This is a genomic window from Aurantibacillus circumpalustris, assembly GCF_029625215.1.
Taxonomy (GTDB): Bacteria; Bacteroidota; Bacteroidia; order B-17B0; family Aurantibacillaceae; genus Aurantibacillus; species Aurantibacillus circumpalustris.
The window spans coordinates 652,589-667,365 of record NZ_CP121197.1; the positions used below are offsets into that span (position 1 = coordinate 652,589).

11 protein-coding genes are annotated in these 14,777 nt (G+C 35.3%); 2 read left to right on the forward strand and 9 right to left on the reverse strand.

What is annotated here, in order from left to right; translation table 11 throughout:
• Window positions 1–36 precede the first annotated feature (36 nt).
• The 5 genes from P2086_RS02660 to P2086_RS02680 form a co-directional block, all read right to left on the reverse strand.
• Entirely contained in the window at window positions 37–2,193 is a 2,157-nt protein-coding gene (locus P2086_RS02660; RefSeq protein WP_317898886.1) for a PKD domain-containing protein, read from the reverse strand.
• 26 nt (window positions 2,194–2,219) lie between these two features.
• Window positions 2,220–3,329, reverse strand: a complete 1,110-nt coding sequence (locus P2086_RS02665; RefSeq protein WP_317898887.1) for a PKD domain-containing protein — start codon at window positions 3,327–3,329, stop codon at window positions 2,220–2,222.
• Window positions 3,330–3,332: 3 nt separating this feature from the next.
• Window positions 3,333–5,000, reverse strand: a complete 1,668-nt coding sequence (locus tag P2086_RS02670) for a hypothetical protein (protein WP_317898888.1) — start codon at window positions 4,998–5,000, stop codon at window positions 3,333–3,335.
• Window positions 4,993–5,559, reverse strand: a complete 567-nt coding sequence (locus tag P2086_RS02675; protein ID WP_317898889.1) for an RNA polymerase sigma factor — start codon at window positions 5,557–5,559, stop codon at window positions 4,993–4,995. Before P2086_RS02675 ends, P2086_RS02670 begins: the two co-directional genes overlap by 8 nt.
• Window positions 5,560–5,787: 228 nt before the next feature.
• On the reverse strand, window positions 5,788–7,050 hold the full coding sequence (locus P2086_RS02680) for a competence/damage-inducible protein A (protein ID WP_317898890.1): 1,263 nt from the start codon (window positions 7,048–7,050) through the stop codon (window positions 5,788–5,790).
• A gap of 131 nt (window positions 7,051–7,181) precedes the next feature.
• Between P2086_RS02680 and P2086_RS02685 the strand changes: the two genes are divergently transcribed.
• Window positions 7,182–7,904 (forward strand): DUF4197 domain-containing protein, encoded by a 723-nt coding sequence (locus P2086_RS02685; RefSeq protein WP_317898891.1) that lies wholly within the window; start codon window positions 7,182–7,184, stop codon window positions 7,902–7,904.
• A gap of 2 nt (window positions 7,905–7,906) precedes the next feature.
• Here P2086_RS02685 and P2086_RS02690 read toward each other — a convergent pair whose 3' ends face one another.
• Both P2086_RS02690 and P2086_RS02695 read right to left on the reverse strand, forming a co-directional pair.
• Window positions 7,907–9,418 carry a hypothetical protein gene (locus P2086_RS02690; protein ID WP_317898892.1) on the reverse strand — a complete coding sequence of 504 codons (1,512 nt, stop codon included), beginning with the start codon at window positions 9,416–9,418 and terminating at the stop codon, window positions 7,907–7,909.
• A gap of 14 nt (window positions 9,419–9,432) precedes the next feature.
• Entirely contained in the window at window positions 9,433–11,274 is a 1,842-nt protein-coding gene (locus P2086_RS02695) for a UbiD family decarboxylase (RefSeq protein WP_317898893.1), read from the reverse strand.
• Between the two features lie 176 nt (window positions 11,275–11,450).
• On the opposite strand from P2086_RS02695, the gene P2086_RS02700 reads away from it, so the two are divergent.
• On the forward strand, window positions 11,451–11,777 hold the full coding sequence (locus P2086_RS02700) for a nucleotide pyrophosphohydrolase (protein ID WP_317898894.1): 327 nt from the start codon (window positions 11,451–11,453) through the stop codon (window positions 11,775–11,777).
• Window positions 11,778–11,843: 66 nt separating this feature from the next.
• On the opposite strand, the gene P2086_RS02705 is transcribed toward P2086_RS02700, so the two are convergent.
• Together P2086_RS02705 and P2086_RS02710 are read right to left on the reverse strand one after the other, a co-directional pair.
• Window positions 11,844–13,235, reverse strand: coding sequence for an NADH-quinone oxidoreductase subunit N (locus P2086_RS02705; RefSeq protein ID WP_317898895.1), 1,392 nt, complete (start codon window positions 13,233–13,235; stop codon window positions 11,844–11,846).
• A gap of 77 nt (window positions 13,236–13,312) precedes the next feature.
• A complete protein-coding gene (locus P2086_RS02710) occupies window positions 13,313–14,773 on the reverse strand; it encodes a complex I subunit 4 family protein (RefSeq protein WP_317898896.1) in 1,461 nt (486 codons plus the stop codon).
• Window positions 14,774–14,777: the final 4 nt, after the last annotated feature.

Genomic DNA, 14,777 nt, shown 5'->3' on the forward strand with positions numbered 1-14,777 from the left:
CAAAAGGCAACTCTTTTATTTTTCAGAGAGATCAGATTAGTTGCTGATCACAATTTTTCGGGTAAATGTATTTAGGCCATTACTTAGTTTTACAAAGTATATTCCACTTTTCACATTTTTTAAATTCACTGTTTTAACGTCTTTATTTTCGTCGTCTCTTATTTCTTCCATCTGTACCAATTCGCCAACGAGGTTGTAAACCAGAAGAGACAATCCTTTTAAATTTTTGGGCAGAGTAATACTAAACTCTCCGTTTGATGGATTAGGGAATACCTTATATGATAAATTTTCAATAACAGTATTTAAAATACCTGTGCTCATCTCAGGTTGCATCACATTAATCTGTATAATTTCAAATGGATTATCATTTGACTTATTTAAATTATTTGCAAAACAAGTGTAAGATGTGGCTCCACAAGAAACTGTTACAGATAAGCAAATGGAATAGTTTGCCGCCACAGAATATAAGTGTGAAGCGTAGAGTGAGTTTGAAGTTGTTCCATCGCCCCAATACCAAATAGCTGCTGTAACGTTGTATGGGTATTCTGGTATTGCGATATAATTTTGAGAAGCTGAAAATGTAGGAACCACAATAAAATTAGGATTTGCAATACATGAAATTCCGGTAACATTTATTGCTTGCGTGAGACTATCAAAACAAGCCAAAAATGTAGCATCTTGCAATTTCAAAGTAACCAAATAAGCACCTGCGTTAACGTAGGTATGAGTTGGTGAACTCGCCAAAGAATAAATTCCATCACCAAAGTTCCAGTAATAATTCGAATTGCTATTTGTTGTCGAAGAACTTCCACTAAACTGCACAACGCCGTTTGTAAGTACGGTATGCGTAAAATTTGAAACAAGATTACAGCCACTTACCACAACTGTTTTTGTAACAGAGGAATTACATGTAGAGCTATTGCTCGCATTTAATGATACAATATAAGAACCACTGCTGGAGTATGAATGGGCACTATTAAGTCCAGTACTTGTATTACCGTCACCAAGGTTCCATAAATAGTTTGTTCCTGTCAATGTTCCAGTAGAAGTATTTGTAAAACTAATCGTATTGCCGATAGTTTGTATATAAGAATAATTAGCATTAAGCGAGCAAGCGTTTATGTATACAACAGCACTATCCGAACAAAATGGATTAGAAGATGAAATATAAAGCTTAATAAAATAATTACCACTCGAGTAGTTTTGTGGTGGTGGAGTTATACCTGCCAGGCCTGAAGCACTATATGTTGGCGCGCCATTACCAAACTTCCAAATGTAAAGTGTTAAACTCGATGTGCCGGTAGAAGTACTTGTAAAACTATAATTGCCTGCTGTGCCAGCTTGAAAAGAAAAACTAGCAACGCAAGGCGGACCTGTAATATTACTAATATTTATAGTTTGGGTAAATGTGTTTGCACTGCAACTAGAATTTGCTGTTAATGTTACCGTATAACTACCATTACTGGTATAGGTTATTGAAGGAGACACACTGGTGCTTGTAACGCTATTTCCAAAATTCCAAAAATAAGTTGTATTACTTGTCGTGTTAACCGACGTGTTACTAAACATAACCAATCCATTTGCCATGCTACTGTATGTATAACCTGCAAAAACTAATGGGATTACATTTGGCGTCACACTAGCACTATCACTACACCCTGAAGCGTTAGCTCCAATTACGGAATAAGTGGTGCTTACAGAAGGAGAAACAATTATTTGATTACCCGTATTGCTATTACTCCAGGTATACGATTGAGCCCCCGAAGCGCTTAACGTTGTTGTAGAGCCTGCACATAAAGTTGGGCTACTCGAAATGGTTAAAATAGGCGAACAAAAAACAGGTATTATTAAAGAATTACCGGCAACTAGAGTAGACCCATTCATGGCGGAACAATAAAAAGTATAACTTCCACAACAAGGATAAGATACTGTAATAACTGAACCATTAGAAACACTATTAGAAAAAGTTGGTGTGCATGAAGATCCTGCTATAGCCCAAGTATAATTGGTAACGGCAGTTGTGGGAGTTACTGTTACAAAAGCAGTTCCCGGGCTAGATGGTCCAGAAAAACATTGAGAACTGGGCGTAACATTAAATGCGAATGTTTGAGCCCAAAGCTTACTAGAAAAAACACTAAATGCTACAAAGACAAATGAAAAAATAATTTTATGGCTACGAACAAAAAGACTCATTTTAACTTTTTAATTAAATAGTACTATTAATAAGCCACAGAAATAACAACTTCGGCATCGTTTATTGCAATTGCTTTTATTCCACTGTATAAAATGCAACTAAACTTTGCGGTTATTTTTTTTGTCGTTTGACTATTTTCATTCCTTTCATTTTCACTTACCGAATATATTTGAAAATAACTTTGAGACGGCTGTAAAGGTGTGTTAGAAGTATAGACCGTACCATTGTCGTCCGTCCAACTAATTAATACCTGCGACAAAGGTGGTTCAGGAGCTATTTTCTTGACAGGAGTAACAGTGTAATTAGCTGCGCTCGATGACACGTCATTTATTGTTTTTGCATTATAAGCCGCATATGCAGTGTCACCATAAAAATCTACAACTCTCAAATTAACAGCATAAGCCCCTTGATATGTATAACTAATATTTTCGCTATTTAATGTTGAAATCTGTCCATTACCAAAATTCCATAAATATTGGTAAGGGCTCCGCCCGCCAATAACATTAGAACTAAATTTCATAGAATTCCCTAAATATTCTGAAGCCGATATTGTTGCGATTAAACCATTTGGATTTACGTTTTCGTAATTACAATTACTACTCTTGTAATTGTTATTACTTGTTGTGGTTAAACAAACCCTATGTTTACCAAGAGTTTTATAAAAATGTATTGGGTTTTGACTAACGGAATTAGTACCGTCTCCAAAATCCCAGTCCCAAGTAGATGTGTTATCGTTTGAACCAAAAAATTGCAATGAATAAGTTGGAGCTGGACTTCCTGCGAGTATCGGATATTGTCCTTTATGTAAAGCGGAATCAATATTTGAAGAAGGATTAGAAAGAGACACTTGATAATCTTTAATTTCAATTTTAAGACTATTGGCACAGTTTGAACAGTCTTTTTGTTTTAGATCTGCAACAAATGTCTTTACGAAATTAGAATCAACTTCATAGGATGAATACATATAATAACCATCAATACCAGCTTGGAGCTCAAGAGCTTGATTGTTAATTGTGAGTTTTGAGTAAAAAACTGGGCTGTTCTCCGTAACCTGTGGTTTGGGATATTCTTTTTTATTGCAGGACAACAAGCCCACAAACAGAAAAAACACACATAAAAATTTAAGTACCTTCATTCTTTATCTTTTTAGAAAATTATAAACAAGAGTTAGTTTCATTCCATTATTTCTTTCAAACACATTTGACTTAAAAAATGCATTGTCTTTGATATCTGTTAAACCATAAAATAGTTCTATGTTAAGAGAAAGATTAGGGTAAAATCTCCTTTTATAAAAAAGAGATACTTGTGTGTCATACTGCTTAAACCCTTCAGTGTATCCACTCGTTTCGCTGAGTGTTTGATTATATTTTGAATTTAGTTTTTCAGTATAATTTTCAACCTCACTTTCCACATTTAAAAGATAAGCAACATTAAAGCCTAAACCAATCGTATTTAGAGGTGTAAGATGGTAGTTAAATCTTAATGGTGCGATGAGGTAGTGAATTTTTACTGGCGTAAAAACCGTCACATCACTCTGCTCCCCAAATCCCAAATGAGTGACTCTGGAGGTATAATTACTATAACTTAAATTGCCCACTGACGAATAATGAAGCCCGAAAGTTAAGGACATTTTGGACGAAAAATTATTAAAATAGTTAATGCCAACCACTGGATTAAAACCATTTGCATCACGCGTTCCGCCATTTTGCCATCCAAACAAATAACTCGCCCCTGCTTCAACCGAAAATAAAACCGGATACTCTTTTGGCTTACCAAGCTGTCCTTGATCTGTATCTGGCGGAATATCTGAAATCAAATCCGTGTTACCTATTATGACCGCTTTTGCAACCTCAACCTTAGCACTATCCTTTATGTCCATTTTGCCAGCGTCATTACTACTCGCTTCCATAATTTCATCACTTGCAATTCCTTCTTGCTTAGATGAAGTTTTATTTGCAAGTAACGAGTTGTCGTTGACGGAATTTTGCTCTTGAGTTTTTACAGTTGGATCAATAATATCAGGAATTACAGTTCCAGAATTGGTTGTATTTGCGGCAACGGGGATTTCAATCATCTCTTTAGCAACTATCTTTCCCTCAAAAATTTTAACCGGATTAGCGCTTTTTACAACAGTTTCAGTATTCTCTTTCGCAACACTTGTGTTTTCTGGATTTACTTTTTCAGCACCAATAATATAAGGCTTAACAACAACGTCATTCATTCGCGGGTCGCTTGTTTCACTTATACTTGCAACAGGTTGTGAAGCTGCTATCACTTTGGTGGCAAGGTCCACAGGTTTAATGCCGTTAACTTTACTATCAAGTGTCGTGTTACGTTTTGTATCTTCAATTTGTTGTTTTGTTTCGCCAATCGGAGCAGGAGCAGATTGGTTTACTTGAGAAACTTCATTTTCTTTTACAGGAATGGTTGATGTTTTGTTTACACGAAAAGCTTGCTCGGGTAGTTTTGAAGGTGTTATGGATTCTGTTGTAGCAATAACCACAGCAGCTGCCGGTGCAATGTGAGTTTGAATTTTTTTGGCAGTTGATGGCTCATTAATTTTACTGTTTGCTTTTGTAGCTAGTGTTTCCTTCGACGTTGTTAAAGTGTCGGTAAATAAGTAAACGCCTGTTGAAATCGTTCCGAGCATTAAAACGCTACTAAGTAAGTATAAAAGCATTCTAGGTGGTTTTTTAGATGCGTCAATCATCTGCTGTGCTTTATCCCAGTTCGATTCATCAAATGCAAATTGCTTTGATGAAAGAAGTTCCTCTAGGGATTTTTTAAATCTTTCTTCGCTATTCATGTACCGTTATTTTTATTGGTAAATCAAATTTGGCTAACATTTCTTTTAATTTTTCCCTTGCCGAATTTAAGTGCCACTTCGATGTGCCTTCACTAATATTAAGCATCGTCGAAATTTCTTTATGTTTATACCCCTCGATATAATATAAGTTAAACACGTGTTGGCTGGCAGGTGGTAGTTTTGAAATAAAAGCGTAAATCTGATCAACGTTTATTTTTGAGATCGCTTCGTTTATTTCTGAGTATGAATCAGACTCATGATATCCATCAATGTATTCTACATTTCCAGTATGGATTTTTTCCTTTTTATATTCATTTATCAGCGTATTAATCATCACCTTTCTAATCCAGGGTTTAAAGGGTATTTCTGGATTATACTTACCTAAATTATTTAAAATCTTAAGAAATCCTATATTTAATACCTCTTTGGCTCGATCAGGATTTCTTGTATACCTCACACAGATGCTCATTAAATAACTATAGACGGCTTTATAAAGGTCGTACTGAGCTTTGCGCTCACCTTTAATACAAGATTCTATCAGTTTTTGCTGAATATCCATTAAATAACTAGGTCTACTATACCATTACACGCTCAGCGCAGTAATGGTTGGGTTAAAGTAAATTTACCAAGAAAAGACGGAAAATGTCCTTTCATCCCCAAAATAATCTAACATAACTGAGTTTTTGAATTAGACCTGCTATCTAAATACCTTTACAAGACCATGGGGCTTAAGGTTGGGCTAGGTCAAAAATTTGTGTTTTTTGCGCGATTTAGAGTTAAAAATCGATTAAATTTCGTTTAAAATTAACTTTTTAAGCATATTTATAGCTGCAGAAGCGGTCATAATAATGTTCCGTTGCCTATTATCCCCAAATTGAAATTTGTGAGTAACAACTCTGTTTTTATTAGCCACGGCAACCCAAACCGTACCAACTGGCTTTTCAGGTGTGCCACCGGTAGGTCCTGCGATTCCTGATATGGAAATGGAATAATCACTGTCAAACTTTTTAATCACGTTTTGAGCTAATTGTTCAACAACTTCCTTACTAACAGAGCCAACTGTAGTAAAAAGACCATTTTCAACCTGTAATAATTCGCTTTTGGAAAGATTGGTGTAGGGAACCATAGCTCCTTTAAATATTTCTGAAGCTCCTGATATCGAGGTAAATAAAGAAGAAATATAACCACCTGTACAACTTTCTGCCAGTGCTAATGTTTGTTTACGCTCGCGTAAAAGTTCACTAACAATACCTTGAAGCGTCGGTGTTTCCTCGCCATAATTTTCGTAACCAAAAATATATTTTCCAATAAGGAGATTTAACGCAACTATCTCTTCTTCGATGTTCTTTTTCAGCTCATTCATATCCTTCCCATAGGAAGATAGTCGAAGTTTTACTAAGCCCGGCTGAGGCAAGTAAGCTAGTTTTATGTTTTTTTCAATTAACGCGTCTTCCCAGGCCTCAACAATTTCGGCAATCGCGCTTTCACCAATTCCTTGGGTTAAAATAGATTTGTGATAAATTTTTGGTAGTACATTCTCGCTTTTAATTTTCGGCAAAACACCTTCTGTCATCATTCCTTGCATTTCATAGGGCACGCCAGGCATACTAACAAACACTGTGTTCCCTTTTTTCATCCACATGCCCGGCGCAGTGCCATTGCTGTTTTTTATCACAATGCAACCTTCAGGAACAAGGGCTTGTTTGCGATTTATCTCATTTAACTCACGTCCCCTTTTCGCAAAATAATTATCTAAATTTTTTAAAGCGCCATCATTTAATACGAGTTGGACTCCAAAATAACTAGCAAAAACTTTTTTCGTAATATCATCTTTCGTTGGCCCCAGTCCCCCAGTAATAAATACAAAATCAGCGCGACTTTCTGCATCTGTAAGTGCTTTTATTATGGCGTTTTCTTCATCACTTACGCTGGCCATATGCACCACTTGTATTCCAGCCAAATTTAATTGCTGTGCCATCCATACACTATTTGTATTTACAATCTGCCCTATAAGTATTTCATCTCCAATTGTCAGTATCTCCGCCTTCATAATTTATTTCACATTTTTTAAAGCGATAAAATTAGCGATTAGTTTATCTTTGGAAAGCTCTTTTATAGATTATTTATAAAGTGTGGCTAGAATTTAAATCTTTTATTACTTAACAAAACGCACTTTACAACATGAAAAAAATTTTTTTAATAACTTTTAGTTTGGCCTTCTTAGGCGGAATTGCACAAATAAAAATAAAAAGCCTTGTTAATACTAGTACTAAAGTGTTAACTGGCGAAAGCAAGTTGAGTAACGAAGAAGTAGTTAAAGGCCTAAAAGAAGCTTTGTCAGTGGGTACCGACAAGTCCGCATCCCTCGCCAGTAAACTAGATGGATTTAACAAAAACCCTAGATTGTTTATACCTTGGCCAGAAGAGGCTAAAGAAATGAAAGCACGCTTACTAAAAATGGGTTTTGAAAAAAAGATAGAAGAGTTTGAAACGAGTTTAAACCGCGCCGCAGAAGAAGCCGCCTTAAAAGCCGCTTCCGTTTTTGTTGATGCCATTACTGGAATGAGCGTACAAGATGGTTTTGCAATTTTAAACGGTGCGGACACTTCAGCTACACACTATTTGCGCAAAACAACTTATACTCCTTTAGAAAATAATTTTTTACCGATTGTAAAAGCGGCTATCGAAAAAGTAAATGTTACAAGTTACTGGAACCCTTTGGTAACAGCATATAACAAACTCCCTTTAGTAAAAAAACAAAATCCAGATCTAGATAAATACGTAACTAATAAAGCAATAAATGGCTTAATGGTTTTAATCGCAGATGAAGAAATTAAAATCCGCAAAGATCCAGCTGCACGCGTGTCCGATATTCTTAAAAAAGTATTCGGCGGGAAAGGTTAAAGCTATTCTCGATTTAAGGTTAAAGAAACAAACTCTTTATTTGATAAGGTGTTATCTTCTATTAGCATCAAACCGTAATCATCTAAACGTTTTATTCTAAAAGCTGAATTTCCTTCGCAAGATTTATCAAAATCATAATTCACAGAAAGAAAAATAAATCTTTTAAAAATTTTATTTGCATTTGCTTGACGTACCCAATATCTGCGCTCGGCCATTGTCTCTTGGCTTTTTGGAAAATCTTCATAGATAACCTCTCCGCCGTAGTTAAGATAAGTACTTAACCAAAATGTGCTTGAAATAAGGAAAAAATTCACATCGTTTTTATGACAAATATCTTTAAACGCAATACAACCATTTAAAACCGTTTGAAGTGGGATAAGATGGACACCATTCCAACGCCTTTCTTCTGTGTGATAACGTATTGAACTTTTGAAATTATAAAATTTAAAAACAGAATAAGCAATCGTAATAACAATTATACTAGTGAAGAAAAAATTAGATTTTACTTGAAAAAAAACAGTAAAAAGAGCAATAGCAAAGGGAATGGCAATATACATACGACTGAACGAATAAAACGGCCACACTACACCTTCCTGCACTTTACTTGCAAAAAAAGAAAGAAGAATAACTCCTAAAAAAGAAAGAAAACTCAAAAAAGCAATTTTGTTTTTTTTGAATAAGGCAAATCCAATCGCTGTAAAGGCTACTAAAACCGTAGCACATATTTCTTCTATAAAAAAACTGACGTGACCAAAACTTTTGTCCAGATGTCTTATAGCATATAAAAAATTTCCAGGAGCCCAGGAGTTATTAAGTCCATAGATAATGTAATCTGGGTGATCTTTATAAAATTTATCAAAAACCAGATAAAAAAGAATGGATGATAATAAACAGCAAACCGTTATGATGTAATATTTTTTGTTTTTGTAGTTATGAAAAAACAAAAAAGTCATAAGCGGAACGCTCACCACCACTGCGTTAGGCGTAACAAAATAAGCCAGTACGGTAAGAAGCGTGTTCAAGGCTAAAAAACGCATGTGCGTTGGATTTAAAAAACTAAGAATATAAAATCCACAAAGAAAAATACCGCTAATACCTCTTGGTTGACTTGTCATCACATCATAACCCGGCGCAAGGCATAAAAAAATTGCTATTACGAGTATTGCATTTTTCTTTCGATTCTTATAAAACAAATAAAAAGCCGTAAATAAAAAAGGAAAAACAGCAACAATGTGTGCAATAATTGGTAAAGCATAATAGACAGGAACGCCCAGCCAATAAAGAGGTACGGCAAACAAACATTCCATAAATGTATTGTAATCTTGTCCGTAAAATCTAGGCTCGTAAAATAAACCTTCAGAATAATCTTTTACTCCCGCCCACATAAATGGCATATCAGAGTCTATATAATCTGTATTAAGATTTAGAATCAGTAAGATTCTTGTCGCAAGAAGTATAACAACAAATAAATAAAATGTGAGGGGTAAAAAAATTGGTTTCTTATAGAACTGCATATTTATAATCTAGATTAAGCCCATTTTTCTAAAACGCCACCCTTTTCAAAAAAGCGTGCGATTTTTTCTTCCGTCTCTTTCGCGACTTTTAACTCTGGTGCATGGTGAGGTTTCTTCCTGGCATCAATAATCATAGGCCCTCTGCAACCCCAATGTTTATTTTCTATAAACTCAAACACGCCATATATATCATTACTTGGATTGCTGCGTGTATAAGTCACCCAAAGATAATCATTTAAGTTTTTTGTAGAAGATGTAAATTCAAAATCATTGTAGATCACAATTTGAACAATTCCTTTAAAGTGGTCTATACGCTCTTCTATCCAAAGACTTAATATTTTAATTTCCTCTTTCGCGTTTTTAGAATTTGTATAGGAGTTGAGTGTAACTGCAATAACACCTTCCATTAAGAAAAATGGGTGCGATATGAAATCACATTCAGCAAGCACGTTCGGCAAGGCCATTGACAAGTCTCTTATTTTATCACCGTAAGCAGCCAAAACTAATTTACTTCCTTCGTTTATTTCATCACCGCTGTAATCTAAAGTATCAATAGTAGTTTTGGTATGAAAATGTAAATCTCTATTTAAATCTATCCGTTCAAAAACATGTTTTAAAAACCCCCGAATATCATGGCAGTTTATTTCTTTGGTTTCATCTGCACTGATAAATAAATATTTTGCAAGACTTAACTGACCAGTACCTAAAATACGATTAGCTTGGGTAAGAAGTTCAGCAGGACGTTTGTTTTTTAAATAAGGGGTATACCTTTCGCTTCCAACAGCCAGCAATAAAGGGTGAACACCAGCTGCATCCACTGCGTGAATTTCCTTTACACCCGGTATTTCGTTTGGAATGGCACTCCCGCTAATTTCATGTATTAGTGCTCCAAAAGCTGTATCCTCTTGTGGTGGCCTGCCAACAACGGTAAATGGCCAAATTGCATTTTCTTTAGCGTACACTTTATGCACGCGCATCACAGGAAATGGATGTTTTAAACTATAATAACCCAAATGATCACCAAAAGGACCTTCGGGTTTATTTTCATTTGGATGCACTTCACCCGTAATCACAAAATCAGCGTCTAAAGAAATACAAAATCCATCTTTATAGGTATACCGAAAACGTTTTCCTCCCAGAGCACCGGCAAACGTTAACTCACTAATCCCTTCTGGAAGTGGCATTACAGCAGCGAGCGTGTGTGCTGGTGGTCCCCCAACAAACACACTTACTTTTAGCGGGATATTTTTTTTATTTGTTTTATTTTGATGTACACCTATACCGCGATGAATTTGATAATGTAATCCTATCTCTTTATTTGTTTCGTAATCGTTTCCGTTTAACTGAACACGGTACATTCCTAAATTGGAGGCCATCACTCCTGGTTTATCTATATCCTCTGTATAAACTTGTGGAAGGGTTACAAAAGCTCCTCCGTCCATCGGCCAATGTTTAATGAGTGGGAGATTTGTTATTTTAATTTCTTTAAAATTACCAGAAGAAAAAGAAGATTTTTTTGGTAATGCTTTATAGGCTGCTAATCCGGTAGAAATATAACGCAAAGGTTTTTTTAATGCATCCATAGGACTGTTTCTCAATTGTACCAATTCTTGCATAACAGAAAGCGTATCCCGAAACATAAATTTACTGCGCTCAAGTGTTCCAAATAAATTGCTCACAGCTTTGTAATTACTGCCTTTTACTTTTTCAAATAAAATCGCTGGACCACCTTTCGAAAATACTCTTAGATGAATGGCCGCCATTTCCAAATCAGGGTCTACTTCTTCTTTTATACGAATAAGGTGTCCGTTTTTTTCGAGATCAATAAGACAAGACTGTAAATTAGTATATGTCATCGGTTGTAGCGTAGTTTATGATTTTATCTAAACGCTTAAAGGATTTGTTTGTTTAGCTGTGTGAAGGTATTAATTTTTTGAGAGAGAGACTAGAAATAGCCATTGGACCGATCTAATCTTTTTATATTTTTAATTTATGTCAAGCTAAATTTTTACCTTGTGTAAATATTTCTGACATGAAAATTTCTGAAGCACAACAGCTGATCGACGATTGGATTAAAAAATTTGGCGTTCGTTACTTTAACGAACTTACCAATACTGCTATGCTAATGGAGGAAGTCGGTGAAGTTGCCAGAATCATGGCGCGTCGTTATGGCGAGCAAAGTGAAAAGGAAAGTGATAAACAAAAAAGTTTAGAAGATGAGTTAGCAGATGTTATGTTTGTGCTAATCTGTATCGCCAATCAAACAGGAGTAAACCTCGAGGATGCACTCAAAAAAAACTTAGATAAAAAAACGTCTAGAGATAGCGACCGTCATTTAAAAAATGACAAACTAAAATAAATGCCCTCAAACCCTGGAAGGGTTATCCTAAAGTAACGTAAAACCCTTCCAGGGTTTTACAAGAGACTAGAACTTAAACATTTCTGCAATCATACCCGGCGCTAAGCCGATAATAAGCGTTACAGCTGTTGTCAAAATAATTACAAACTTATTAGAACCTTCCATCACTACTGAATCCTGTTCTTCTTGTTCTTTGAAGTACATAGCAATAATTACTTTTAAATAATAGTATGCGCCAACTGCGGACGTGATCACCGCTAAAATTAGTAGCCATTGATAATGCGTTCCTATAACTGTTGTAAACACATAGTATTTTGCGAAAAATCCTGCAGTTATTGGAATACCAGCTAATGATAACATAGAGATCGTCATGCAAATGGCCAGAAAAGGATTCCGCTTGCTCAAACCATTAAACGCATCAATCGTTTCGTTGCCTTTGCGTGTTACATTATATAAAATACCAAAAGAAGTAATGCTACCAATTGAATACGCTAACGAATAATAAATAATTGCGTCTAAAGACATATTGCTTCTTACGTTAGCCATTATTACCATAAGCATGAAACCAGCGTGACTTATGCTTGAATAAGCCAACATACGTTTTACACTCGTTTGCATAGCAGCAGAGAAATTTGCAATGATCAAAGATAATGCAACCACAGCCGCAAGTATTCCTGTCCATACTTCACTTACCTCAGCAAAACCAATTAAGAATAAACGTAAGAAGGCAGCGAAAGCAGCAGTTTTTACAACTGTACTCATTAAGGCTGTAATTAGAGTTGGTGAACCTTCATAAACATCTGGCGCCCAGAAATGGAAAGGCGCTGCAGACACTTTAAAACACATAGCCACTAACATCATGACTACCCCAACATAAAAAAACATGGGCATGTCGTTAACATGTGCTGATATATATTGCCGAATCACCATAATGTCAAAGCTTCCAGAAGCTCCGTATATCAAAGCAATACCAAATAATAAAAACGCACTGGCAAAAGATCCCATAATTAAATATTTAAATCCTGCTTCGTTACTGCGCATGTCATTCTTTTTACTTGCCGCCAACACATACAGAGGAATACTCATAATTTCAATTCCTAAAAATAAAGTAGTCATGTTTTTAAAAGACGTTAACATTAAAGCACCAACAAGAGCAAACAAGACAAGAGCAAAGTGATCAACAAGATTAGATTCCTCTTCAAAATAATCATTGGCGAGAATAAACCAGAAAAAAGCTGTAGCTAAAATGATCCCTGAAAATGCAATGGCGGGTTTGTCGAAAGAAATCATGTTGTCAAAGTATTGAAAACTCATTCCGGTTTTCCATTCGAAATAATTCAACACAAAAGCACTCACTATACCAAGTAAAACAATGGGTAATAGGAGTTTCTTAAATTTAAAAATTTCAGCCAGCATGGCCAATATTCCTAATCCACTAATTATTAAAAGACCTTTCATATTTTATATTTACAATTTTTTGATTTACATCTGATGATTTAATTACAAATCGCCAATCTATAAATTATCAATTATTTTTATTTCATTACAGTTAATATTGTTCTTGTTGCTTCTTCAGCAATGTCATTTAAAGGCTTTGGATACACACCAAAAGCAACTATCACAATACAAACAATAATTAATACCGCTTTTTCAGTTGATGCTAAAGGACCAAAAGTTATATTCGAGTCTCTTCTCTCGCCAAGCATAATATTTTGGTAACTACGTAGCATGTAAACAGCACCAAGAATAATTGTAAGTCCTGCAAATGCAGCTAAAATTGCACTGAATTGATAAACACCGTTAATTAATAGAAATTCACCTACAAATCCGTTGGTTAGCGGAAGCGCTACAGACCCAAGTACAACAATTAAAAATAGAACAGCAAAATTTCCATTCATCCCTCTTATTCCGCCAAGCTTTTCTATTTCACGTGTTCCTGTATGTTGTAGTAAAATGTCAGCTATAAAAAATAATCCAACAACGTTTACACCGTGCGCTAACATTTGCATTAAGGCTCCTTGGATTCCTTGTTGGTTCGCTGAAAGAATTCCAGCTGAAATTAATCCAACGTGCGCAATAGAAGAGTATGCAATCAAACGTTTAAAATCTTTTTGAACGATGGCAATACAAGAAGCGTAAACAATTCCGATAACCGAAAGTCCAATTGCCGTACCACCCCATTTCTCAAGTCCTAAAGGTACAATTGGCAATAACCATTTGATAACACCAAAGGTTCCCATCTTTAACATGATCCCTGAAAGTAGCATAGTTCCTTGAGTTGGAGCATTTACGTACGTATCGGGCTGCCAGGTGTGAAAAGGGAAAATTGGCATTTTAATCGCGAAGGCAATAAAAATTAACCAGAAAAGAATTCCTTGCTGACCAGCGTTTAAGCTTCTTCCAGCATTATATAAATCTTGTATCGCCCATGATTTTAATCCATCAATGTAAGTGTGATTATAGAGATAAATTAATCCCACCAACATAAACAAAGACCCGAATAATGTATAAACGAAAAACTTAAATGTAATAGCGCCACGATTTTCTCCACCCCACATTAAACAAATAAAATAAATTGGAATTAAAGCTAACTCCCAAAACACATAAAATAAGAATCCGTCATTAGCAGAAAACACACCAACCAGAGCCATTTGCATGACTAAAATTAATCCGTAAAAATTATGGCTATTTGCGTAGGAGTTTTTATAAGAACTTAAAATGATAAGTGGAACCAAAAATGTGGTTAATAGAATCATTAGTATGCTTAACGCATCAATTCCAACAGAGAAGTGAATTCCTAAGGATTGCACCCAAACACAATCAAAAACAAGAAGACCAGAATCTGGAGTGTTTTTAAAAACATATAATGCAATGAGTGATATAACAAATTCAATTACTGAAGATGTAAGTGCCAGATTGCGCGCCATGGTTCCTTTTGAAAAGAAAACCAGCAAGGCTGCGAATAAGGGGAAACCGATTAATAAAGCTGTCAACATAAAA